The sequence below is a fragment of the Vibrio azureus genome (genome assembly GCF_002849855.1).
Classification (GTDB): Bacteria; Pseudomonadota; Gammaproteobacteria; order Enterobacterales; family Vibrionaceae; genus Vibrio; species Vibrio azureus.
Genome location: NZ_CP018616.1, coordinates 549976 through 575178, shown reverse-complemented (window position 1 = coordinate 575178; position 25203 = coordinate 549976). Strand labels below are relative to the sequence as shown.

General features: G+C 44.5%; 16 protein-coding genes, 4 tRNA genes, 3 rRNA genes and 1 pseudogene. 5 read left to right on the top strand and 19 right to left on the bottom strand.

Annotated features, from left to right (window positions below; genetic code table 11):
- Positions 1-2 precede the first annotated feature (2 nt).
- The 3 genes from aceA to BS333_RS02730 form a co-directional block, all read right to left on the bottom strand.
- Positions 3-1313 carry an isocitrate lyase gene (gene aceA, locus BS333_RS02745; protein ID WP_033003932.1) on the bottom strand — a complete coding sequence of 437 codons (1311 nt, stop codon included), beginning with the start codon at positions 1311-1313 and terminating at the stop codon, positions 3-5.
- A gap of 148 nt (positions 1314-1461) precedes the next feature.
- Positions 1462-3093 (bottom strand): malate synthase A, encoded by a 1632-nt coding sequence (aceB, locus tag BS333_RS02740; protein ID WP_021710210.1) that lies wholly within the window; start codon positions 3091-3093, stop codon positions 1462-1464.
- 679 nt (positions 3094-3772) lie between these two features.
- The gene (locus tag BS333_RS02730; RefSeq protein ID WP_021710212.1) at positions 3773-4678 is read right to left on the bottom strand and encodes a hydrogen peroxide-inducible genes activator; all 906 of its coding nucleotides are present in this window, start codon (positions 4676-4678) and stop codon (positions 3773-3775) included.
- A gap of 198 nt (positions 4679-4876) precedes the next feature.
- Here BS333_RS02730 and BS333_RS02725 point away from each other — a divergent pair, with 198 nt between their 5' ends.
- Both BS333_RS02725 and BS333_RS02720 read left to right on the top strand, forming a co-directional pair.
- Positions 4877-5485 (top strand): peroxiredoxin C, encoded by a 609-nt coding sequence (locus BS333_RS02725; RefSeq protein WP_009843116.1) that lies wholly within the window; start codon positions 4877-4879, stop codon positions 5483-5485.
- Positions 5486-5646: 161 nt separating this feature from the next.
- Positions 5647-6399 carry a copper homeostasis protein CutC gene (locus BS333_RS02720; RefSeq protein WP_021710213.1) on the top strand — a complete coding sequence of 251 codons (753 nt, stop codon included), beginning with the start codon at positions 5647-5649 and terminating at the stop codon, positions 6397-6399.
- Between the two features lie 13 nt (positions 6400-6412).
- Here BS333_RS02720 and phoU read toward each other — a convergent pair whose 3' ends face one another.
- The 7 genes and pseudogenes from phoU to phoB form a co-directional block, all read right to left on the bottom strand.
- Positions 6413-7111, bottom strand: coding sequence for a phosphate signaling complex protein PhoU (phoU, locus tag BS333_RS02715; RefSeq protein WP_021710214.1), 699 nt, complete (start codon positions 7109-7111; stop codon positions 6413-6415).
- A gap of 26 nt (positions 7112-7137) precedes the next feature.
- Positions 7138-7956 (bottom strand): phosphate ABC transporter ATP-binding protein PstB, encoded by an 819-nt coding sequence (gene pstB / locus BS333_RS02710; RefSeq protein ID WP_021710215.1) that lies wholly within the window; start codon positions 7954-7956, stop codon positions 7138-7140.
- A 2-nt stretch (positions 7957-7958) separates the two neighbouring features.
- On the bottom strand, positions 7959-9632 hold the full coding sequence (gene pstA, locus BS333_RS02705; RefSeq protein ID WP_021710216.1) for a phosphate ABC transporter permease PstA: 1674 nt from the start codon (positions 9630-9632) through the stop codon (positions 7959-7961).
- Between the two features lie 27 nt (positions 9633-9659).
- Positions 9660-11864, bottom strand: a complete 2205-nt coding sequence (locus tag BS333_RS02700; RefSeq protein ID WP_021710217.1) for an ABC transporter permease subunit — start codon at positions 11862-11864, stop codon at positions 9660-9662.
- A gap of 128 nt (positions 11865-11992) precedes the next feature.
- Positions 11993-12958: a PstS family phosphate ABC transporter substrate-binding protein gene (locus BS333_RS02695; protein ID WP_021710218.1), complete on the bottom strand. Its 966-nt coding sequence runs from the start codon at positions 12956-12958 to the stop codon at positions 11993-11995.
- Positions 12955-14255 (bottom strand): annotated as a pseudogene (gene phoR, locus BS333_RS02690) (phosphate regulon sensor histidine kinase PhoR). The gene BS333_RS02695 and the pseudogene phoR overlap by 4 nt, the downstream one beginning before the upstream one ends.
- Positions 14256-14293: 38 nt before the next feature.
- Entirely contained in the window at positions 14294-14983 is a 690-nt protein-coding gene (phoB, locus tag BS333_RS02685) for a phosphate regulon transcriptional regulator PhoB (RefSeq protein ID WP_021710220.1), read from the bottom strand.
- 255 nt (positions 14984-15238) lie between these two features.
- On the opposite strand from phoB, the gene rdgC reads away from it, so the two are divergent.
- From rdgC to BS333_RS02665, 3 genes are all read left to right on the top strand, one after another.
- Complete coding sequence (rdgC, locus tag BS333_RS02675; protein ID WP_021710221.1) at positions 15239-16153, top strand: recombination-associated protein RdgC; 915 nt, start codon at positions 15239-15241, stop codon at positions 16151-16153.
- Positions 16154-16323: 170 nt separating this feature from the next.
- Positions 16324-17724 carry a prephenate-dependent tRNA uridine(34) hydroxylase TrhP gene (gene trhP, locus BS333_RS02670; RefSeq protein ID WP_021710222.1) on the top strand — a complete coding sequence of 467 codons (1401 nt, stop codon included), beginning with the start codon at positions 16324-16326 and terminating at the stop codon, positions 17722-17724.
- A 2-nt stretch (positions 17725-17726) separates the two neighbouring features.
- Entirely contained in the window at positions 17727-17981 is a 255-nt protein-coding gene (locus BS333_RS02665; RefSeq protein WP_021710223.1) for a YfhL family 4Fe-4S dicluster ferredoxin, read from the top strand.
- A 102-nt stretch (positions 17982-18083) separates the two neighbouring features.
- Here the strand turns inward: BS333_RS02665 and mepA are convergent, their stop codons facing one another.
- The 9 genes from mepA to BS333_RS02620 all read right to left on the bottom strand — a co-directional run bounded on the left by mepA (position 18084) and on the right by BS333_RS02620 (position 24994).
- A complete protein-coding gene (mepA, locus tag BS333_RS02660) occupies positions 18084-18920 on the bottom strand; it encodes a penicillin-insensitive murein endopeptidase (protein WP_021710224.1) in 837 nt (278 codons plus the stop codon).
- A gap of 13 nt (positions 18921-18933) precedes the next feature.
- Positions 18934-19266 (bottom strand): DUF1904 domain-containing protein, encoded by a 333-nt coding sequence (locus BS333_RS02655; RefSeq protein WP_021710225.1) that lies wholly within the window; start codon positions 19264-19266, stop codon positions 18934-18936.
- A gap of 160 nt (positions 19267-19426) precedes the next feature.
- Positions 19427-19503 (bottom strand) — tRNA-Trp (locus tag BS333_RS02650).
- 37 nt (positions 19504-19540) lie between these two features.
- Positions 19541-19617 (bottom strand) — tRNA-Asp (locus BS333_RS02645).
- A 102-nt stretch (positions 19618-19719) separates the two neighbouring features.
- Positions 19720-19836: ribosomal RNA gene (rrf, locus tag BS333_RS02640) — 5S ribosomal RNA — on the bottom strand.
- A 110-nt stretch (positions 19837-19946) separates the two neighbouring features.
- Positions 19947-22836 (bottom strand): 23S ribosomal RNA (locus BS333_RS02635).
- A 336-nt stretch (positions 22837-23172) separates the two neighbouring features.
- Positions 23173-23248: transfer RNA gene (locus BS333_RS02630), tRNA-Glu, on the bottom strand.
- Positions 23249-23280: 32 nt separating this feature from the next.
- Positions 23281-23356, bottom strand: a tRNA-Ala gene (locus BS333_RS02625).
- Positions 23357-23441: 85 nt separating this feature from the next.
- A 16S ribosomal RNA gene (locus tag BS333_RS02620) occupies positions 23442-24994 on the bottom strand.
- The 16S, 23S and 5S rRNA genes sit together here with 4 tRNA genes alongside, the layout of an rRNA operon.
- Positions 24995-25203 lie beyond the last annotated feature (209 nt).

The following is a 25203-nucleotide window of genomic DNA, read 5'->3' as shown; positions in this document are numbered from 1 at the left end:
GGCTAGAATTGGTCTTCTTCTGTTGAGCCTGTCAGTGCAGTCACTGAAGAATTCCCACCTTGGATAGTATTGGTCATTTTATCAAAGTACCCCGTTCCTACTTCCTGCTGGTGTGCCACAAATGTATAGCCTTTTTCTGCCGCCTCAAACTCCGGCCGTTGAACTTTTTCAACGTAATGACGCATACCTTCACCCTGTGCATACGCATGTGCTAGTTCAAACATGTTAAACCACATATTATGTATACCAGCGAGAGTAATAAATTGGTATTTGTACCCCATGTCGGCGAGTTCCTGCTGAAACTGAGCAATCGTCTGCGGGTCTAGATTTTTCTCCCAATTGAATGAAGGCGAGCAATTATAAGCGAGTAATTGATCGGGATATTGCGCATGGATGGCCTCTGCAAATTGACGCGCTTCTTCCAAACATGGTTTAGCCGTCTCACACCAAATCAGATCTGCATAAGGGGCGTACGCTAAGCCACGTGATATTGCTTGTTCTATTCCTGCACGCACTCGATAAAAACCTTCAGCAGTTCGCTCCCCATCAATAAAGTCCTTGTCATAAGGATCACAGTCCGATGTCAACAAATCTGCAGCATTGGCATCAGTGCGAGCAATCACCAATGTTGTTGTTCCAGCAACATCAGCAGCCAAGCGAGCAGCCACTAATTTTTGCACTGCCTCCTGCGTGGGAACCAACACTTTTCCGCCCATATGACCACACTTTTTCACCGAAGCCAGTTGATCTTCAAAATGCACTCCAGCAGCGCCTGCTTCAATCATTGACTTCATCAACTCATAAGCATTTAAAACACCACCAAAGCCCGCTTCCGCATCCGCAACAATCGGTAAGAAGTAATCAATCCCACCTTCCTCATTGGGTGTTTTACCCGCTGCCCACTGGATCTGATCCGCACGACGAAACGCATTATTAATACGTTTAACAACAGAAGGGACCGAGTCAACTGGATAGAGAGATTGATCAGGGTACATCGTCGAGGCGGTGTTGTTATCCGCTGCAACTTGCCAGCCGGAAAGATACACCGCTTCGATACCCGCTTTCGCTTGTTGAACGGCTTGACCACCGGTGAGCGCTCCTAAACAATTTACATAGCCTTTTTTAGCACTGCCATTGACCAAGGACCAAAGTTTATCTGCCCCTTGCTGAGCGATGGTATTAGCGGGTACGATTGAACCTCGTAATTCGACCACTTCAGCCGCTGTGTAAGGGCGTTTAACATTTTGCCAGCGTGGGTTTTCAGCCCAATCTTTCTCTAAAGCTTCTATTTGTTGGCGGCGAGTTAAGTTCATCATGATTCTATCCCTCTATTATTCATGTACTTTCAAATATGAATGAGTCATCCACTCTCAAAGGCAGTACACTCTTAATCTGCCAGCACTGTGCTTAAACAAGGCCCAATCTACAGTTACACAATGAGTGGTAAAGTCACTCGGTTAATTAATCAGTTAAATAGTCATACCCAGGTACGGTTAAAAAATTGGTCAGTTCATCACTGGTCGTCAGTTGCAGCATCAGTTGTGCGGCTTCTGTAAATCTTCCCATTTGATAACGGTACTCACCAATCTCATACTTAACCACGTCGATTTCTTGATTAAGATATTGCTCAAACAGTGAACGCGTAACGAGTAAGCCGTTATCCAAGTGTTTTTCATGTTGGATCCATTGCCATATTGACGCTCGTGAGATTTCAGCCGTCGCAGCATCTTCCATCAATCCATAAATAGGCACACAACCGTTACCGGAAATCCACGCTTCGATATATTGCAATGCCACTCGAATATTGTGTCGCATGCCTTGTTCCGTTCGCAGCCCTTCACAAGGTTCTAACAGGTTTTCTGCTGTAATGGGCTTATCTTCAGAACGATAAACATCCAATTGATGGGTTCGCTTGCCGAGGACCGAGCTAAAAGCTTCCATCGCTGTGTCAGCCAAACCGGGGTGTGCAACCCAAGTACCATCATGGCCATTTTGAGCTTCCAATAGCTTGTCGGTTCGAATTTTATCGAGTACTTGTTGATTTTTTTGAGGATCTTTTACAGGTATTAACGCCGCCATCCCGCCCATCGCAAACGCCCCGCGTCGATGGCACGTTTTGATTAATAAACGCGAATAAGCGTTCAAAAATGGCGTATCCATGGTGACGACTTGACGATCAGGCAATATACGATCAGGAAATTTTTTCAATGTTTTGATATAGCTAAAGATGTAATCCCAACGACCGCAGTTAAGGCCAACAATATGCTCTTTTAATGAAAACAATATTTCATCCATTTCAAATACAGCAGGTAACGTTTCAATCAAGACTGTTGCCTTAATAGTCCCCGTATCCAAACCAAAATACTCTTCAGTAAAATGGAACACTTCACTCCACCATTGAGCTTCATGATAGGATTGCAATTTAGGCAGATAAAAATAAGGGCCGCTGTTCTTCTTCAATAGAGCTTGATAGTTATTGAAGAAATAAAGTGCAAAGTCAAAGAGTGCGCCGGGAATAGCTTGCTCATTCAAAACAACATGCTTTTCTTTAAGGTGTAAACCACGGACTCGACAAATTAATACCGCTGGATCTTCTCTTAATTGATAATGTTTGCCATTAGTTGGATTGGTATAACTGATTGTGCCATTGACGGCATCACGTAAATTCAACTGCCCATCGAGTAACTTTTCCCAAGCGGGAGACATGGAATCTTCGAAGTCTGCCATAAATACTTTTACATTAGCATTCAAGGCATTGATGACCATTTTACGATCCGTGGGGCCTGTAATTTCCACCCTGCGATCTTTTAGATCGTCGGGAATCCCTAAGATCTTCCAGCTCCCTTCGCGGATATCTTGAGTTTCTGATAAAAAGTTGGGTAATTCACCGGCATCGATTCGAGCTTGTGTTTGTTCTCTTACCGCTAATAGGGCATCGACACGGTTTGCGTATTGTTCACAAAGAACGGATAAGAAAGCCAGAGCTTGCTCAGAGCATATTACCTGATGTTCCTCTGTCAGCTTACCAACAACCTTGAAGCTTTTCTTATCAATGTCTGTTGAAAGTTGTTCTTGTTTTTTCTGAGCCAGCATAATTATTTACCTTAATGATATTAATTAATAAGTCGCCATCAGCCACAGTTAACATTTGTAAATAAAGAACATCAAAAACCAAAAAATAAATTATTAAAAGCAAAGCGTTTCACGCCTATATCCCATTTATTTTAATGTTCTTATTTTTATATGTAACTCTTTTAAACCTCTTAAATAATCTATATCAATGCTTCAGGAAGTGAAAGCGAGAAAGCAGGTAAAATAGAAATTCGGAGTTTTATGCCGATAAGAGTAAGTGATTGATTATTTAAAGACATCGAAAAATAATTACGTAATAAAGCAACAGAAAAAACACAAGAAAAATATAAAAACAAACAATGTAAAAAATAATATTGATCGGCTAAGGCAAGTAAAAGAACAACAATACCAAATATCAAGGCGGGAGAAGTTAAGTCGTATTCAAGTAAAATTAACAGTGTGAAATTTCACAATTTTATGAAAACACCATTCAGTTTAACCTGTAAAATTTCACAAGTTAAACTTCACTATCAGAATAAAGTACTAAGAATAGTTGAAAAAGTAGCATATATCTAAGTGACCTCGAACTCGTGACTCAGAGCAATAGTGCAATGTCACTAGAGCACATACAGAAGATAATATATACCCCGTGACCTCAAGATGCTTGATTCAGAGCGAGGTCACTGAGTCGAACTCATCACTAAAACAGTTCAGAAAGTAACTCTGCTAATTGATTAAAGGTTTTAGTGCGTGCAGCATTCGGCCTCCAAACTAAACCGATGTTACGATAAGCTTGTTGTCCCGGTGGATCGATCACGACCAAGTTTTGATTATGTAACAGTCCATGATCAATCGCCATTTGAGGGATAAATGTGGTCCCTAAGCCATTCGCCACCATTTGAACTAAGGTATGCAGGCTGGTCGCTGTAAATGGGTTAATTTTATCTCTATCTGTCAGCTGACAGGCAGAAACAGCATGCTCGGTTAAACAATGCTCTTTTTCTAATAAGTACACAGATTCATTAGGCAAGTCAGCATAACGAATAGGGACAGAAATAGAGTCGGCCTGATTGGCACTGATAACCATACGGAACGGGTCCACTCCCACAACACAACTTTCCATCCCTTCAATATCGACCGGCAAAGCCAAAATCAACACATCTAGCTCACCGTGCCGCAAAGCTTGCAACAAATTATTGGTGGTATCTTCTCTTAACAAGAGGGTTAATTGAGGGAAACGCCCATTGATCTCTTGAACCAAATCACACAATAAGAAAGGGGCAATAGTCGGAATACAGCCTACTCTCAATTGACCTTGCATTTCATCGCCTTGACATATCCGGCCTAATTCCACTAAGTCCTGACCTTTCGCCAGTAGCTCTCTGCCATGCTGCACGACCATTTCACCAGCTTGAGTGAAAACTAACGGACTCTTTTTATCTTTTTTTTCATAAAGTGGGCAACCAATCAGCTCTTCAAGGTTTTGTATTCCTTTACTCAAGGTTGATTGGCTAACAAAGCAACGTTCCGCCGCTTCACTAAAGTGCCGAGTTTCATGCAGTGTGACCAAGTAGTGGAGCTGTTTTAGGCTGGGCCATTTATTCATAATGTTTTGTCGTCTAATGTCGCTATCAAGGTAAACGTATAACGTCGTTGTTTATCGTTTTTTTCGATTAACTTAATCTATTTATTTCGCTTTTTTCAATACTACAGTTTGTAATATAGTTTGTCTCGTACAAACACGGATCAAACCGAAATAACTCAAACCGGTTTGAAACTAACCATACTTTTTAGGAGCAAAAAAATGGTACTAGTAGGTCGTCAAGCCCCTGACTTTACTGCAGCAGCAGTTCTAGGTAACGGTGAAATCGTTGATAACTTCAACTTTGCTGAATTCACAAAAGGTAAGAAAGCTGTTGTATTCTTCTACCCACTAGACTTCACTTTCGTTTGCCCATCAGAGCTAATCGCATTCGACAACCGTCTAGCTGATTTCCAAGCTAAAGGTGTTGAAGTAATCGGTGTTTCTATCGATTCTCAGTTCTCTCACAACGCATGGCGTAACACTGCTATCGAAGATGGCGGTATCGGTCAAGTTAAATACCCTCTAGTTGCTGACGTTAAGCACGAAATCTGTAAAGCGTACGATGTTGAGCACCCAGAAGCAGGCGTTGCTTTCCGTGGTTCTTTCCTAATCGACGAAGACGGTCTAGTACGTCACCAAGTAGTAAACGATCTTCCTCTAGGTCGTAACATCGACGAAATGCTACGCATGGTTGATGCGCTTAACTTCCACCAGAAGCACGGCGAAGTATGTCCTGCACAATGGGAAGAAGGTAAAGCAGGTATGGACGCATCTCCAAAAGGTGTTGCAGCGTTCCTATCTGAGCACGCAGACGACCTAAGCAAGTAATTGCTCTATCTTTCTCTTTCTAAAAAGGGAGGAAGGTAATATGCAAACATTTGGTTTAACCTGCTGCTTGCATTCATAGATACAAATTTTAAGTCCAGAGCTTGCTCTGGACTTTTTTCGTTTTCATCGACTTTCTTTTAAACTCGTTAGGTAAACTATTCATGCAACTTGAAGTTTGTATCGATAACATTGAATCTCTTCATAATGCCATTGAAGGTGGGGCAACTCGCATCGAACTCTGTTCATCTCTTGCTTTAGGTGGTTTAACACCAAGCTATGGCTTTATGCAACAGGCAGGTAAACTGTCTACCGTTCCTATCTACGCCATGATCCGCCCACGCCAAGGTGACTTTTTCTATTCTGAACAAGAAATTGAAACGATGCTCATCGATATTAAAGCTGCGAAACAAGCTGGCTTAAATGGCGTCGTCTTCGGTGTATTAACTCAAGATGGGCACGTACATACCCCCTTCACCAGAACGTTATGCAAGCTGGCACAACAACTCGGCCTTGGGGTAACTTTCCATCGAGCATTTGACCAATGCTGTAACGCTCAAACTGCTCTAGAGGAAATCATTCAATTAGGTTGTGAGCGAGTCCTTACTTCAGGTTTAGCCCCCTCGGCTTACCAAGGAGTTGCTCAGATAAAAGCCTTGGTCAAACAGGCTAACAGTAGAATATCTGTTATGGCTGGAGCTGGAATAAATGCAGAGAATGTAGGACCGCTAATTCGTTCTTCTCAAGTGAAAGAAATTCATCTTTCAGGTAAAATCGAGCGTCCAAGCAAAATGACGTTTATCGCTGAGCAAAGTAAAATGGGCGCAGATGACGTGGATGACTTCTCGATTCCGGTAACAAGCCGTGATCGTATCGCCCAAGTATCATCAGCAATAACGCGAAACGATGATTCTTAGCGCTAACCAGTGTTTATTTCAGAAAATCATCGATACTTTGATCCCCCAAATGGCGGACATCTTTACCTTTAACAAAGTAGATAATGTATTCACAAATATTTTGGCAACGGTCACCTACACGCTCAATCGCACGGGCTGACCACATGACCTGAAGGATATGAGGAATATTTTTCGGGTCTTCCATCATATAAGTCATTAATTGACGTATCACGGCTTCATATTCGGCATCCAGTTTATCATCCAACTTATAAACGGCTGCGGCTGCTTCAACATCCATTCGTGCGAAGGCATCGAGAACTTGGTGTAACATATGAATGGCCTGACGGCACAGTGGCTCAAGCGATACTTGGAATTTGCGCTCTTTTGAAGAAGTACTGCTAATAGCCACATCAGCGATACGAGCCGCAACATCACCAATGCGCTCCAAATCGGTAATGGTTTTGATGATCGCCATAATTAAACGTAAATCTTTTGCCGTTGGCTGACGCTTAGCAATAATCCGAGTGCAAGCCTCATCGATAGAGACTTCCATTGCATTGACTTTATGATCATCTGCGACGACTTGATGAGCAAGTTCAATATTTTCATTGTGTAATGCTTCAATAGCAAAAGACAACTGCTGCTCAACCAACCCTCCCATGGTTAACACATGAGTTCGAATGGATTCCAGTTCAACATTAAATTGTCCCGATATATGACGCCCAAATTGCATAGTTTTCCTCTGTAACGACATGTCATTTAGCCGTAACGACCAGTAATGTAATCTTCCGTTTGCTTTTTCATCGGGGAAGTGAAAATTGAATCTGCATCTGAATATTCAACCAACGCACCCATATGAATAAAAGCAGTATGATCGCTAACGCGGGCTGCCTGTTGCATGTTATGAGTAACAATGACCACGGTGTATTGCTTTTTTAGTTCATTAATAAGCTCTTCGATCGTCAAAGTTGATATTGGGTCCAATGCAGAAGTAGGTTCATCCAGTAAAAGAACTTCTGGCTCAATCGCAACGGCTCGAGCAATAACTAAACGCTGCTGCTGCCCACCCGATAATCCAAATGCATTCTCATGCAAACGATCTTTTACTTCATCCCAAAGTGCGGCCGCACGTAAAGAGCGTTCGACAGCATCATCCAACATACGGCTGTTCTTAACCCCCTGCAATCGTAGTCCATAAACCACGTTTTCATAAATCGATTTTGGAAAAGGGTTCGGCCTTTGGAAAACCATTCCAACGCGGCGACGTAAAGTGGCAACATCTACATTAGGATCATAAACATTCTTTCCATATAGATTGACTTTTCCACTGACTCGGCAACCTTCAACTAAATCGTTCATTCGGTTAATGCAGCGGAGGAGTGTCGACTTTCCACACCCCGACGGGCCAATAAATGCCGTCACTCGTCCTTTAGGAATACGCATGGATACATCGTGTAATGCCTGAGTCGAGCCATAGAAAAGATTAAGCGCCTCAATCGATATCGCCGTTTGTTCATCGGTCAAATTATGAACATCTAATGGCGGTTCATACCCCAAAGAGTCATTAAAGTTAAACATGCTTAATCCTGTCCTAAAGTCCTGTATTTTTCTCGTAAATTATTGCGAATACTGATGGCGGTTAAGTTTAGGCCCACAATGACAGTCACAAGCAAAAACGACGTTGCGTATACCAACGGGCGTGCTGCTTCTATGTTGGAAGTTTGAAATCCAACGTCGTAGATATGAAAGCCTAAATGCATGAACTTTCTTTCTAAATGCACATAGGGGAATTGCCCATCAACAGGCAAACTTGAAGCAAGCTTAACCACACCAACTAGCATCAGTGGCGCCACCTCACCGGCAGCGCGAGCAACCGCTAATATCAACCCAGTAATAATAGCAGGGGTTGCCATTGGTAAAATAACCCGCCAAAGAGTTTCAAATTGCGTCGCCCCCAATGCCAATGAAGCATGCCTCACCGAAGTGGGAATTCTTGTTAATCCTTCTTCTGTTGTCACAATAACCACCGGTAACGTCAGTAAGGCCAAGGTTAAAGCTGACCATAATAAGCCCGGCGTACCAAATGTCGGAGCAGGAAGTTGCTCAGCATAAAAGAGGTTATCGACTGAAGCCCCTATGGTATAAACAAAAAAGCCTAGACCAAACACACCATAAACAATTGAAGGAACCCCTGCCAAGTTGATAACAGCAATACGGATAATGCGTGTTAAGCCATTGTTTTTGGCATATTCATGCAGGTAAATTGCCGCAATCACGCCGAGAGGCATGACGATAATAGACATGATAATAACCATGAATACCGTACCAAATATTGCAGGAAAAACGCCCCCCTCAGAGTTGGATTCTCTTGGCGCTTCTGAAAGAAACTTCCATACCTGTTTTGACCAGTGAACCGCTTTCTCCGTCCAAGACATTTGATTTGGGTACCAGTAATCCAAAATGTCGCCCAGGGGAATTTCAACTTGCTTATCTGTCATGTCCGTAACAATCAAAACATCACTCGATAATTCTTGGCGCAGTTTTTCTAACTGCTCATTCAATGAAGCAAGCTCTTGCTCAATCTGTATTTTTTGTTGTTCATAGCCTGCAAAACGTTCGGCAGTCAATGTTCCGTTTAACTCATGTTTACGTTGCTTTAACCTCAATTGCTCTAGCTGCCAGCCTAATTTTTTTACTGGATGATTCACTAACCATGCAATATCAGCACGCAATTGATCAGCTTGCTTCAGTTTATCATTAATTAAACTAGCCATATCACTTGTATAACGCTGATGGCCAGATTGAAAAGCAACCGGTTTACCAAAAAAATACCCGCCGCTACTGCGCTCGATCACGGCCCAATCATCGGGCGTGGTAGGTTCATCCAGTTGGAAGCTTAAAACGGATATAAAGTCAGCAGGATACAACTCACGATTGGCAATTTTTATGCTGAGTCTGGTTGCAAATTCCTCATCGTCATCAAGTTTACTTGCCGTTTCTTTCGGTAAATAGCTTCTAGGGACAAAGCTACGTTCGTAAATCTGTCCAATTAATATTGAATTTCTAGGTAACACCTCACTCTGTACAGAGGATAGCTCCGTCACATTCCACTGATAGAGCGGAGCAGGCCAAAAGTAAGTAAGCCCTTTCCAGCCAATCAATAACAGCAGGCCGAGTATCGACAGTAAACTGATACTCACTGCACCTCCCGTCAGCCAAATCCAAGGCGCTCCTGAACGCACCCAATTTAACATGCGCATACTCGCTTAATGACAAATTCACTACAAAGCACGATATTTCTCTCTCAACCTTTGTCTTACCCATTCCGCCAGAGCATTGACCGCAAAGGTAAAGATAAACAAAATCAAAGCGGACAAAAATAAAAGACGGTAGTGAGTGCTGCCTACCTCCGACTCTGGTAGCTCAACGGCAATGGTCGCGGACAAGCTGCGTAAGCCCTCTAATATGTTCCAATCCATTAGCGGTGTATTACCTGTCGCCATTAAAACGATCATGGTTTCACCCACCGCTCGGCCAAAGCCCATCATAATAGCAGAGAAGATGCCTGGACTTGCGGTCAAAAGTACCACATGAATTAATGTTTGCCATGGCGTTGCCCCTAATGCCAGTGAACCATCAGACAAATGTTTAGGCACCGAAAAGATGGCGTCCTCTGCAATGGTAAAAATCGTTGGTATAACAGCAAACCCCATTGCGAGGCCAACCACAAGCGCATTACGTTGATCAAACCCAATACCATGTTCGGTCAAAAATAGGCGTATATCACCGGAAAAGAAAGTATGCTCAAGCAACGGAGAGAGCCAAACTCCACCAGCAGCAACCATTAAGATGAATGGGATTAATATCAATGCATGCCACCCATTAGGCAAGCAGTGACGGACTTTAGCAGGCATTAAGGCCCAAACACCTCCAACAGCCATAGTGCTGATAGGTAACAGAATCAATAGGACGAATACCGCAATCAAGTGGTCCTCAATAATTGGAGCTAACCACAACCCAGCTAAAAAACCGATGATAACCGTTGGGAGCGCTTCCATTAATTCGATAGAAGGTTTTACGACTCGGCGCATCTGTGGAGACATAAAGTAAGCGGTATAAATCGCACCGAGCACCGCAATAGGGATAGAAAATAACATCGCAAATAATGCTGCTTTGATCGTCCCAAATGCAATCGGCACCAAGCTCAGTTTTGCCTCAAAATCATCACTAGCAGAAGTCGACTGCCAGACAAATTCCGCTTCAGGGTAACCTTCATACCACACTTTGTTCCACAAAGAAGAGAAGGATATCTCTGGATAAGGGTTATCAATCACAGCAACGCTCAATTCATCATTCAACCATGTGATTAAGAACCGTTCATTATTCGACATCGCCGCCATTACGGGCGCTTGCTTATAAGCACGCTGAAACAGAGCTAATTTTTCACTCGTCGTATAATGGCTTTGCAACGTACCATTGGTATAAAAACTGAAAAAACCCTTTCGATGAGTATCTGGCAAGATATATTTGAGCTCAGACGCGAGCTTGAAATCACGAATATGAGTTAAAGTGCGCTTGTTCTGCTGTAGAGTGTCGAACCATTGTGATACCTGCCCCTTATCATCGGTGACTAATAATGAATAGGCGCCAGCCAACAAGTCGATGGTTTTAATCGAACGCTCTGTATCACCTTGAACTAAATCCACCACTTCCCGAACTAAAAACCGATGTTCTTGCTTAGTTAAAATGACCAGTTCAGAACGGTAACGTAAATATAAAAGCTCACTATTTGGAGTCAGTAGGATTTGATCTGGGTTATCCAAGCCAGAAGGAAAAAGAAAATTGATGGTCTTGGGCGGTCGATTCAAAACATGCTCGTCTTGCCAACGAGCGTGTAACTGACCATTTTTTGTCAGCCATACTATCGTTGGTACTGACTGAGCAACACTAAACGCAAACTCTGTAACTGGATTAGTCGGTTCGGTGAGTGTCAGATCGATCTTCGAGGGCAGTAAAACAACTTCTGGTAATCGAACGTTCTCTCTTAAAGTCGCATTAAACTCTGGTTTAAAAAGGTGTGCTTTGCCCTTTGCATCAACGAATCCCATCCATCCGGCTTCTCCTGATGATTGAGCAAACGCCACTGGATGAGTCGCAATCTGTTGTTGATAGAGTACTGGTGCATTAGGTTTATCGATAGGAAGAAAGCGTATTTCTCCTGACGGCGTCAATACAAAGCCAATTTGGGCATAATCATCAATACCAATCGCTAAAGGCTGTCCACCAAGCGTCACACGTGAAGCATGATTGGTGTCTATTTTTGCATCTGAGAATAAAGGAACCACCACAATCGCAAGGTAAATAAAAATTAATACCAACGCCGCTAATACACTCATTCCTCCTGTCGTGACTGCAAAGCGAACTAAACGATCTTTTACTTGTCGCTTTTTGTCTCTTTCTTGCAAGGAGAATTCGGCTTGTGCCATTGCTCTATCTACCTGTTGAACTGTGCTTAAAAATAGGTCATTTAAATGACAATTATATTATAGAGTACACTAAACACCTGAAAAGAATACAAGACCTTACAAAGTAAGCCTCAAATAACAACTTAGTATTAGCGTGGTTCTAGGCCTACTTTATGTAATTCTTGCTCTGCAAAACTCGCTGTGATAGGTACGTACCCATCTTTAGCGACTAAGGCTTGTCCTTGAGCAGAAAAAATAAAACGAATAAACTCAGCCTCAATCGGACTGAGTGGTTTATCAGGGTCTTTATTAACATACACATATAAATAACGCGATAAAGGATAGCGACCAGAAAGAATATTCTCGCGTGTTGGGCGGACGTAATCTTGCCCTGACTTCGCAATCGGAACCAATCGTACACCAGCGACTCGATATCCAATGCCAGAATAGCCCACCCCACTAATGGTTGATGCAACAGACTGAACAACAGAAGCAGAACCTGGTTGTTCATTCACACGAGTTTTGAAGTCACCACCACAAAGTGCATTACTTTTAAAATAACCATAGGTCCCCGAAACCGAATTACGACCAAATAATTGTAAATTTCGCTCGGACCAATCGGACTCAATACCCAACTGACGCCAATTGGTAATAAACTGGCTTTCACCGCAACGTAATGTGGCCGAAAACATGGCATCAATTTGGTGAAAATTTAAACCTTTTATCGGGTTGTCTTGATGAACAAAAATCCCAATAGCATCAATTGCGACACGTAAGGCAGTCGGCTTATAACCATGTACCTTCTCAAATGCCTCAACTTCACGCATACGCATAGCGCGACTCATAGGGCCAAATTGAGCGGTGTTTTCTGTTAATGCTGGAGGCGCCGTGGACGAACCTGAAGCCTGTATTTGGGCATTGATATTAGGATAGATAGATTCAAACTTTTCCACCCAAAGGCTTGTCATGCCGGCTAATGTATCTGAGCCAACCGACAACAAATTACCCGCCACCCCCGTCGTCGGTTGATAAGGCGCAGGAAGGTTTTCTTCTTGTGCTAAAGCCGAGCAAGGCCATAACAAAGCGATGGCCAGTAGCGCTCTAACAGGGCTCATGATTTAACCACAAGGCGGTTTGGTAATATGAATGAAAATTGACTGCCTACCCCAACCTCACTGTGAATATCCAAATGAGAATCGTGATGGCTTAAAGCATGTTTGACGATTGCTAAACCTAAACCACTTCCCCCAGTATCTCGTGAACGAGCTTTGTCCACTCGATAAAAACGCTCTGATAAGCGATGGATATGATGAGCCTCAATACCATCACCACTATCTTCCACTTCTAAACAAGCACCCTCGGTACTTTGATACCAACGAACTTCGATCTTGGCTCCGGGGGGAGTGTATTTGACAGCGTTGTACACCAGATTAGATATTGCGCTACGAAGTTGGTCTTCATCTCCTAATACACACAAATTTCTATCAATTTCAAACGTTAATTGGTGGTGCGCATCACCACTGAGGCTCACCGCCTCCTTTTCTAGGATCGCCAGCATGTTAGGGACATTGACGACTTCTTCCAGTTCATGAATTGGCGCAGCTTCAATTTTTGACAACGTAAGAAGTTGATTAACCAAACTGTTCATACGATTCAATTGCTCCATCATGACAGCATGTGCCTTAGACCACATCGGCCCAACCAGCATATCTGGGTCTTCTGTCATTTCGAGATAGCCTTGTAAAACCGTCATAGGCGTTCGTAGTTCATGGGAAACATTGGCAAAAAAGTTTCTTCTCATCCCTTCAAGCTGAGTCAATTGGGTCACATCGCGGACAACCATGAGATGTTCTCCTTGGGTGTAGGGAACAATTCGCAGTTCCAACATTCGTTCAGCATTAAGTGGCGAGCGCATTTCCAATGGCTCGGAAAAGTCTTTGTCATTGAGAAATTTAATAAAGTCCGGTGTTCGAATGAGGTTGGATATCGGTTGTCCTGCATCTTCAGGCCAGTGAAAACCTAATAAATATTGCGCCAATTTGTTACACCAAACAATATTCCCTTCCGCCCGAAAAACTACGACAGCATCTGGCAGAGATTCCGCACCATTGCGAAAACGTCGAATCAAAGTGGTTAACTCTTTTCTTTTTTTCGTTGGCGCTGTTGTAAACGGTACAAGCCGTTAAAAAGTGCCTCCCAATGACCACGCCCAGATGGAGGTGTCAAACGCCTTTCATCCCACAGCCATGCTGATAAGCGCATTTGGTTGTGTAAATGCCAGCCAAGCTGCAACGCAGTGGCAATCAATAGCATCCAAGACAAATATCCAGTCGCCCAACCAATAAGAACCCAGGGCATGTAAAAAAAAGCCAGCTCCCAAGCTAGCCTTTTCCACGTTAATCTTTTAACCACAAACGACTCCAGACGATATGCTGCAATCTCTGTCCAAGCTATGCTTTTGTTGAAAAGCGATAACCTGCTCCTCGGACAGTTTGAATGAATTTATCATGCTCATTCCCCTCAAGTGCTTTACGCAAACGACGAATATGGACATCCACGGTTCGATCCTCAACATACACGTTGGTTCCCCAAACGTTATTGAGTAACTGCTCTCGACTATAAACACGCTCTTGGTGAGTCATAAAAAAGTGCAGCATTTTAAATTCTGTTGGCCCCATATCCACCGCTTGATCATTGGCTGTGACTCGGTGAGAAACAGGATCAAGCTTGAGCCCTTGAACATCAATCACATCTTCAAGAGCTGTGGGGGTAACACGGCGGATGACAGCTTTCAAACGGGCGACTAGCTCTTTAGGAGAAAAAGGCTTAGTAATATAATCATCGGCACCGACTTCCAGCCCTCTCACTTTATCTTCTTCTTCACCACGTGCTGTGAGCATCACAACCGGAATATTTTTTGTGAGGTCCTCACGCTTCATGTGTTTAATAAAGTTAATGCCACTTCCACCTGGTAGCATCCAATCTAGCAAGACTAAATCTGGAAATGGTTCTGCTAATTTCGTTACCGCAGCATCATAATCTTCGGCTTCGATAGCCTGATAACCTTTTTGTTCAAGTACGAAGCACAGCATCTCACGAATTGGCGCTTCATCTTCAACAACCAGAATCCTTCTAGACATAATTGAATAACCCTATTTTAAGTTTTGCTAGTAAATGACCAGGCCTAACGCCTCTTTATGCACCAATATTATTACCAGCAATTATGACACTTTTGTGACTATTGCAAACAAATTTTCACATAACACTCATTGACTGCTCACTCTGTATTTATCGAGTCATGTTTGTGCATTTTCTATTTGTGAGTAATTCTCTTGGGACATTCGGAAAAAAATTCCATATCATTGAACTCCTGTCATCAAGCCTAGAGAAAATTTATGTGGTTTAAAAACTGTCTGGTATACCGTGTTAACCGTGAAGTTAATTTCAATGCAGACCAACTTGAGACTCAACTTAGCGAGTTTAAATTTACCCCTTGTGGAAGCCAAGACAAACAAAAATTTGGTTGGGTGAGTGCGATGGGTAAAAACGGCGACATGATGACACACGTGTCCGAAAACAATATTCTCATTTGCGCTAAAAAAGAAGAGAAGATGCTACCAGCATCCGTGATAAAAGATTCGTTGAATGCAAAAATTGAAGCAATGGAAATGCAAGAAGGTCGTCCACTAAAAAAGAAAGAAAAAGACAACCTCAAAGACGACATTGTTATGGATCTACTGCCTCGAGCATTTAGCCGCAGTAGCCATACTTATGTGCTCATCATGCCAAAAACAGGATTTATCCTTGTCGATGCAAGCAGCTACAAAAAAGCAGAGGATGTATTAGCATTACTGCGCAAAACGATGGGCAGCCTTCCTGTTATACCAGCGATCCCAGAAACCGCCATCGAAACCACCCTGACTGAATGGGTGAAGACAGGGGAAACTCCGCAAGGTATTGCCATGATGGATGAAGCAGAACTTAAGTCTCTATTAGAGGAAGGCGGAATCATACGCTGTAAAAAGCAAGAGTTAATAACCGATGAAATTCGTAATCACATAGAAGCAGGCAAAGTCGTAACAAAACTGGCGTTGAACTGGCAAGACCGCATCGAGTTTATCATGACAGAAGACGCTGGTATCAAACGTCTTAAGTTCTCTGATGAATTAAAAGATCAAAATGATGATATTCCACGTGAAGACAGAGCCGCACGATTTGATGCAGACTTTTCTCTCATGTGTGGTGAATTCAGTGCATTCCTGCCTAATTTATATGAGTCTCTAGGTGGCCTACCAAATCCTAATGCTTAAAGGCTACTGAACAAAGCTTAATCATAACACCCTCACTTTTTTTGAGGGTGTTTTTCTCTCTGAGCTATAATTCCCCTAGTCACAAGTCACATTTTGGCGTAAAATTTGCGCCCCATTTCCACTTGGTGGAACTGACCTGATTTGTGATCAGACAACAAGAGAATAGAGCAATGACAACAGAGAAAAAGTTCACCCCCGAGCTGCTGTCTCCCGCGGGAAGCCTGAAAAATATGCGTTACGCATTCGCCTATGGCGCTGATGCCGTCTATGCTGGCCAACCTCGTTACAGCCTTCGTGTACGTAATAACGAGTTTAATCATGAGAACTTAAAAATTGGTATCGACGAGGCTCATGCTTTAGGCAAAAAACTGTATGTTGTTTGTAATATCCAACCACACAACTCAAAACTAAAAACATTTATTCGTGACCTGAAACCTGTTGTAGAAATGGGGCCAGATGCTTTAATCATGTCTGACCCTGGCTTAATTATGATGGTAAGAGAAACTTTTCCAGAGGTGCCAATTCACCTCTCTGTTCAGGCAAATGCAGTCAACTGGGCAACTGTGAAGTTTTGGGCGGCAAATGGTGTTGAGCGTGTGATTGTCTCTCGTGAACTCTCATTAGAAGAAATCGAAGAAATTCGTGAACATTGCCCTGAAACAGAGCTAGAAGTCTTTGTTCATGGTGCACTGTGCATGGCCTACTCTGGTCGTTGTCTCTTATCTGGTTACATGAACAAGCGAGATCCTAACCAAGGTACATGTACCAACGCTTGCCGTTGGGAATACAATGTAGAAAAAGGAAAGGAAGACGAAGCTGGCCAAATTGTTGAACAGTTTGATCCAAAACAAGCTCAAGCGATTGAAGTTCAACAGGATCGCCCTGAAACAACCATTGGCCGCGGTAAGCCCACTGACGAAGTTGTCCTACTTTCAGAAAGCCATCGCCCAGAAGAGAAGATGGCAGCATTTGAAGACGAGCATGGTACTTACATCATGAACTCTAAAGATCTTCGTGCTGTTCAACATATAGAAAGGCTGACAAAAATAGGCGTCCACTCAATGAAAATCGAAGGACGTACAAAGTCATTCTACTATTGCGCTCGAACAGCCCAAGTCTACCGTAAAGCGATTGATGACGCTGTAGCAGGAAAGCCATTTGACCAAAGCCTCATGGGCACTCTAGAAAGTCTTGCTCACCGAGGTTACACAGAAGGCTTCCTTCGCCGTCATACTCATGACAGCTATCAGAATTACGATTATGGCTACTCGGTATCAGACTCTCAGCAGTTTGTTGGAGAGTTCACAGGTAAACGTCGTGGCGATCTTGCTGAAGTAGAAGTAAAAAACAAGTTCCTAGTTGGGGATAGCCTCGAGCTTATGACGCCAAAAGGTAATGTAGTCTTCACCTTAGAAACTATGGAAAACCGTAAATCTCAGTCCGTTGACGATGCAAAAGGTAACGGCCATTTTGTCTTTATTCCAGTCCCACAAGATATGGACCTAGAATACGGGCTATTAATGCGAAACCTAAACACAGGCCAAGATACGCGAAATCCGACAGGTAAGTAAATATGGCACTTCTCATTACCGATAAATGCATAAACTGCGATATGTGCGATCCAGAATGTCCCAATGGAGCCATCAGCATGGGTGAAAGCATTTTTGAGATTGATCCAGATTTATGTACGGAATGTAAAGGCCACTATGAAAAGCCGACCTGTCAGTCTGTGTGCCCTATTACCAAATGCATCATCACAGACCCCAATAATGTCGAAACAGAAGAGCAACTGCTAGAAAAGTTTGTCATTATTCAGGGGTTAGCATAAAAAAAAGCCCAGTCAAAACTGGGCTATTAACCTATCGTCTCATCTGCTAATCATACTTTGCACAAAAACCAGTACCTGTCAGGCTTAGCTTTGTCCTAAAAATCACTCTATTGGCATTATCTTTAAACATTGTTCTGGCGGTAATTTCTTAGGCTTGGGCTTAGGAGAGGCCTTCTTATTGTTTTTGGAAGGAGCTAATGCAAACTTAGGCTGCCAGCTTTCAAGTTCTTTCCCACACCCATCTCCTGAAGGTGGAGGGCTTTGTTCAATACAGTTAGAACTCGATGCCGGACATTTTAGCCGGATATGAAAATGATAATGGTGTCCCCACCATGGGCGTATTTTGCGCAGCCAATCTCTGTTTGAAGAACTTTCTTGTGTACATAACTGCTGCTTTATTACTGGATGAACAAAAATTCGTGCCACATCATCTTGGGAGGCGGTATAGCGAATCAGTTCAAAATGACGAGGATCCCAGTTTTTATCCAGTATTCGATAGTTTTTAAGATCAACAACACTGAGGGGCTTCGGTATCTTTAACTCATTATCCGACAAAGGAACGTCTGCTAATCTAAGCCAAATATCAATGTCCAAACCGGTCTGATGGCTAGAATGTCCGGAAGAAAAACGCCCTCCACGAGCCAATGACATATCACCAATCAGCAGGTGAGTATCGAGATCTTGCTGAGCTTTTTTTCCAAGTTTCTGCAAAAATGTAATTGCATTAGGGTGGCCATAATATCGCCGAGTTTGACTACGAAGTACCTGATAACCCACCCCTTGCAAGGGTAAAGCTTGCGCACCATCTAAACAACCATTTGCGTAACTACCTATCGAGGCTGAGGAATTGATTGTGGGCTCAGAGGCTTGCTCCCATGACGTAGCAAAAGCAGAGGAGGAAAATAGAACGCTCAACCAGACTAATACTCTCAAATTCATCAGTTGCTCACTCTTAGTAATGCTCACCGTTATCATAGTAAGCATTTGGGTTAAGTGCTGAGAAAATGACAGCAACATCGATATCGCTCCCCACTAACCCACGGACATGCTGTGTAATAATTTTGGCCGCTGCATCTTGTGTTTTCTGGCCGCGATCAAACCACAAAACTTCGACAAAAGGGTACGCTAGACTTGGCTTCCCTTCACCAAAAAAAGTGCTCTCGATGTATTCAAAAGTAAAGTCTTCGCGTGGACATTCCATTAAAGGTTGCAAAGCTTCAACAAGTGTTTCTGATAACGTTTGGACTGTTTGTTTTTCTACAGCTCGGAAACGAAGGTGTGGCATAAATGACTTCCGGTTTTAACTTAATCAAGCCAAGATCATATCAGGAACGAAAGGGGGAATCACTTACTCTAGGAAAGTTCTGCGAGACGATAACAGATACAGCCCTTTACTGGACTTAGTATGAAAAAAGCCCCGACATTGCTGTCGAGGCTTTATAAGGTGGCAGGGGTGGAGAGATTCGAACTCCCAACACGCGGATTTGGAATCCGCTGCTCTGCCAATTGGAGCTACACCCCTGTGGTTTCGTTTTTATTGAGACGACTCTCTAAATAAGTGGCGGAGCGGACGGGACTCGAACCCGCGACCCCCGGCGTGACAGGCCGGTATTCTAACCAACTGAACTACCGCTCCACACGGTGATAAAGATTTCTCTCTATCCGATATTTGTCGTTCATAACAAATATCTAAACTGTTTGTCTTCACTTTTTCATAAAAAGTGAAAATAAATTAAAAGCCTGGCGATGTCCTACTCTCACATGGGGAAGCCCCACACTACCATCGGCGCTAATTCGTTTCACTTCTGAGTTCGGGATGGAAATCAGGTGGGTCCAAATCGCTATGGTCGCCAAGCAAATTCTGTTTTAAATCCTGCTATCAGGATTTAAATAATCTGGAAAGCTGTTTCAGTTCTTACACATTCAATGTTCTTTTTGAGTCCATCAAAACCCTTTGGGTGTTGTATGGTTAAGCCTCACGGGCAATTAGTATCAGTTAGCTCAACGCCTCACAACGCTTACACACCTGACCTATCAACGTCGTAGTCTCCGACAACCCTTTAGGATACTTAATGTATCAGGGAGAACTCATCTCAAGGCTCGCTTCCCGCTTAGATGCTTTCAGCGGTTATCGATCCCGAACTTAGCTACCGGGCAATGCGTCTGGCGACACAACCCGAACACCAGAGGTTCGTCCACTCCGGTCCTCTCGTACTAGGAGCAGCCCCTTTCAATTCTCCAACGCCCACGGCAGATAGGGACCGAACTGTCTCACGACGTTCTAAACCCAGCTCGCGTACCACTTTAAATGGCGAACAGCCATACCCTTGGGACCGACTTCAGCCCCAGGATGTGATGAGCCGACATCGAGGTGCCAAACACCGCCGTCGATATGAACTCTTGGGCGGTATCAGCCTGTTATCCCCGGAGTACCTTTTATCCGTTGAGCGATGGCCCTTCCATACAGAACCACCGGATCACTATGACCTGCTTTCGCACCTGCTCGAATTGTCATTCTCGCAGTCAAGCGGGCTTATGCCATTGCACTAACCTCACGATGTCCAACCGTGATTAGCCCACCTTCGTGCTCCTCCGTTACGCTTTGGGAGGAGACCGCCCCAGTCAAACTACCCACCAGGCACTGTCCGCAACCCCGATGAGGGGTCGACGTTAGAACATCAACACTACAAGGGTGGTATTTCAAGGACGGCTCCACCAACACTGGCGTGCTGGTTTCAAAGCCTCCCACCTATCCTACACATGTAGGGTCAATGTTCAGTGCCAAGCTGTAGTAAAGGTTCACGGGGTCTTTCCGTCTAGCCGCGGGTACACTGCATCTTCACAGCGATTTCAATTTCACTGAGTCTCGGGTGGAGACAGCGTGGCCATCATTACGCCATTCGTGCAGGTCGGAACTTACCCGACAAGGAATTTCGCTACCTTAGGACCGTTATAGTTACGGCCGCCGTTTACCGGGGCTTCGATCAAGAGCTTCGACCGAAGTCTAACCCCATCAATTAACCTTCCGGCACCGGGCAGGCGTCACACCGTATACGTCATCTTACGATTTTGCACAGTGCTGTGTTTTTAATAAACAGTTGCAGCCACCTGGTATCTGCGACTCTCAATAGCTCCATCCGCGAGGGACTTCACCGTCGAGAGCGTACCTTCTCCCGAAGTTACGGTACCATTTTGCCTAGTTCCTTCACCCGAGTTCTCTCAAGCGCCTTGGTATTCTCTACCCGACCACCTGTGTCGGTTTGGGGTACGATTCCTTACAATCTGAAGCTTAGAGGCTTTTCCTGGAAGCATGGCATCAATGACTTCACTACCGTAGTAGCTCGACGTCGTGTCTCAGCCTTAAGAAGAGCCGGATTTACCTAACTCTTCAGCCTACGCACTTGAACCTGGACAACCGTCGCCAGGCCCACCTAGCCTTCTCCGTCCCCCCATCGCAATTGTAAGAAGTACGGGAATATTAACCCGTTTCCCATCGACTACGCCTTTCGGCCTCGCCTTAGGGGTCGACTTACCCTGCCCCGATTAACGTTGGACAGGAACCCTTGGTCTTCCGGCGAGGGGGTTTTTCACCCCCTTTATCGTTACTCATGTCAGCATTCGCACTTCTGATACCTCCAGCATGCTTTACAACACACCTTCAACGGCTTACAGAACGCTCCCCTACCCAATGCACAAAGTGCATTGCCGCAGCTTCGGTTTACTACTTAGCCCCGTTACATCTTCCGCGCAGGCCGACTCGACCAGTGAGCTATTACGCTTTCTTTAAATGATGGCTGCTTCTAAGCCAACATCCTGGCTGTCTGAGCCTTCCCACATCGTTTCCCACTTAGTAGTAATTTGGGACCTTAGCTGGCGGTCTGGGTTGTTTCCCTCTCCACGACGGACGTTAGCACCCGCCGTGTGTCTCCCGGATAGTACTTACTGGTATTCGGAGTTTGCAAAGGGTTGGTAAGTCGGGATGACCCCCTAGCCTTAACAGTGCTCTACCCCCAGTAGTATTCGTCCGAGGCGCTACCTAAATAGCTTTCGGGGAGAACCAGCTATCTCCAGGTTTGATTGGCCTTTCACCCCTAGCCACAAGTCATCCGCTAATTTTTCAACATTAGTCGGTTCGGTCCTCCAGTTGATGTTACTCAACCTTCAACCTGCCCATGGCTAGATCACCTGGTTTCGGGTCTATATCCAGAGACTGAGCGCCCAGTTAAGACTCGGTTTCCCTACGGCTCCCCTAGATGGTTAACCTTGCCACTGAATATAAGTCGCTGACCCATTATACAAAAGGTACGCAGTCACCCAACAAAGTGGGCTCCTACTGCTTGTACGTACACGGTTTCAGGTTCTATTTCACTCCCCTCACAGGGGTTCTTTTCGCCTTTCCCTCACGGTACTGGTTCACTATCGGTCAGTCAGTAGTATTTAGCCTTGGAGGATGGTCCCCCCATATTCAGACAGGATATCACGTGTCCCGCCCTACTCGATTTCACTGAATGTGCGTTGTCAACTACGGGGCTATCACCCTGTATCGCCGGACTTTCCAGACCGTTCGTCTAACGCATAAAAAGCTTAAGGGCTAGTCCAATTTCGCTCGCCGCTACTTTCGGAATCTCGGTTGATTTCTTTTCCTCGGGGTACTTAGATGTTTCAGTTCCCCCGGTTCGCCTCGTTATGCTATGTATTCACATAACGATACGTGCTTATGCACGTGGGTTTCCCCATTCAGAAATCCCAGACTCAAATGGTTGTTACTACCTAATCTGGGCTTATCGCAAGTTACTACGTCTTTCATCGCCTCTGACTGCCAAGGCATCCACCGTGTACGCTTAGTCACTTAACCATACAACCCCAAAGAGTTTCAGAAGAAATCTTGAGCTTGTTGTTTAAACAACCAAAATTTGCTATCTCATTATTTGAATGAGCGAGATAGCGTTCGATTTTGCCGGACTCAAATATGTTTTGCTTCATTCGTTAAGAACGAAGTAAAACCCAAGAACACTTGAATGTGTATTGGTACCTACATCTTTAAAAGACATAGGATTTGAGAACTTTTATTAGATAACAATCAATCAAATTGTTATCTGTCAGCTTTCCAAATTGTTAAAGAGCGAATTACTTAAGATAAAGTAACCATTTTTAAAAGCACTCGTATTTTTCAAAAAAATGCGCTTAAAGATGGTATCCCGTAGGGGAGTCGAACCCCTGTTACCGCCGTGAAAGGGCGGTGTCCTAGGCCTCTAGACGAACGGGACACTGAGTATATTAAAAAATTATTTAATATATTTGGTGGAGCTAATCGGGATCGAACCGATGACCTCTTCGCTGCCAGCGAAGCGCTCTCCCAGCTGAGCTATAGCCCCATATTTAGTTATGACTCGAGGGCATAACTCTCTCTAAATAAAACCATATCAATCTGTGTGGACACTTGTCTTAATAATCATCGTATAAGGAGGTGATCCAGCGCCAGGTTCCCCTAGCGCTACCTTGTTACGACTTCACCCCAGTCATGAACCACAAAGTGGTAAGCGTCCTCCCGAAGGTTAAACTACCTACTTCTTTTGCAGCCCACTCCCATGGTGTGACGGGCGGTGTGTACAAGGCCCGGGAACGTATTCACCGTGGCATTCTGATCCACGATTACTAGCGATTCCGACTTCATGGAGTCGAGTTGCAGACTCCAATCCGGACTACGACGCACTTTTTGGGATTCGCTCACTTTCGCAAGTTGGCTGCCCTCTGTATGCGCCATTGTAGCACGTGTGTAGCCCTACTCGTAAGGGCCATGATGACTTGACGTCGTCCCCACCTTCCTCCGGTTTATCACCGGCAGTCTCCCTGGAGTTCCCGACATTACTCGCTGGCAAACAAGGATAAGGGTTGCGCTCGTTGCGGGACTTAACCCAACATTTCACAACACGAGCTGACGACAGCCATGCAGCACCTGTCTCAGAGTTCCCGAAGGCACCAATTCATCTCTGAAAAGTTCTCTGGATGTCAAGAGTAGGTAAGGTTCTTCGCGTTGCATCGAATTAAACCACATGCTCCACCGCTTGTGCGGGCCCCCGTCAATTCATTTGAGTTTTAATCTTGCGACCGTACTCCCCAGGCGGTCTACTTAACGCGTTAGCTCCGAAAGCCACGGCTCAAGGCCACAACCTCCAAGTAGACATCGTTTACGGCGTGGACTACCAGGGTATCTAATCCTGTTTGCTCCCCACGCTTTCGCATCTGAGTGTCAGTATCTGTCCAGGGGGCCGCCTTCGCCACCGGTATTCCTTCAGATCTCTACGCATTTCACCGCTACACCTGAAATTCTACCCCCCTCTACAGTACTCTAGTCTGCCAGTTTCAAATGCTATTCCGAGGTTGAGCCCCGGGCTTTCACATCTGACTTAACAAACCACCTGCATGCGCTTTACGCCCAGTAATTCCGATTAACGCTCGCACCCTCCGTATTACCGCGGCTGCTGGCACGGAGTTAGCCGGTGCTTCTTCTGTCGCTAACGTCAAACAATACCGCTATTAACGATACTGCCTTCCTCACGACTGAAAGTGCTTTACAACCCGAAGGCCTTCTTCACACACGCGGCATGGCTGCATCAGGCTTGCGCCCATTGTGCAATATTCCCCACTGCTGCCTCCCGTAGGAGTCTGGACCGTGTCTCAGTTCCAGTGTGGCTGATCATCCTCTCAGACCAGCTAGGGATCGTCGCCTTGGTGAGCCCTTACCTCACCAACTAGCTAATCCCACCTAGGCATATCCTGACGCGAGAGGCCCGAAGGTCCCCCTCTTTGGCCCGTAGGCGTTATGCGGTATTAGCCATCGTTTCCAATGGTTATCCCCCACATCAGGGCAATTTCCTAGGCATTACTCACCCGTCCGCCGCTCGACGCCGTTATCGTTCCCCGAAGGTTCAGACAACTCGTTTCCGCTCGACTTGCATGTGTTAGGCCTGCCGCCAGCGTTCAATCTGAGCCATGATCAAACTCTTCAATTTAAGATTTTGTTTGACTCAATGAATACTGAATAAATTGACTGTGCCAAGTCTTTCGACTTGATTGGTCACTCAGTTCATTGAAATCGAATTTGAAGCCTCTCATTAAGAGAAGTTTCTAATTGGATTATCATCAACGAGTGCCCACACAGATTGATAGGTTCTTATTTTTAAAGAGCACACTCTGAAGTTCTCTTCAAAGTGGACGGCCA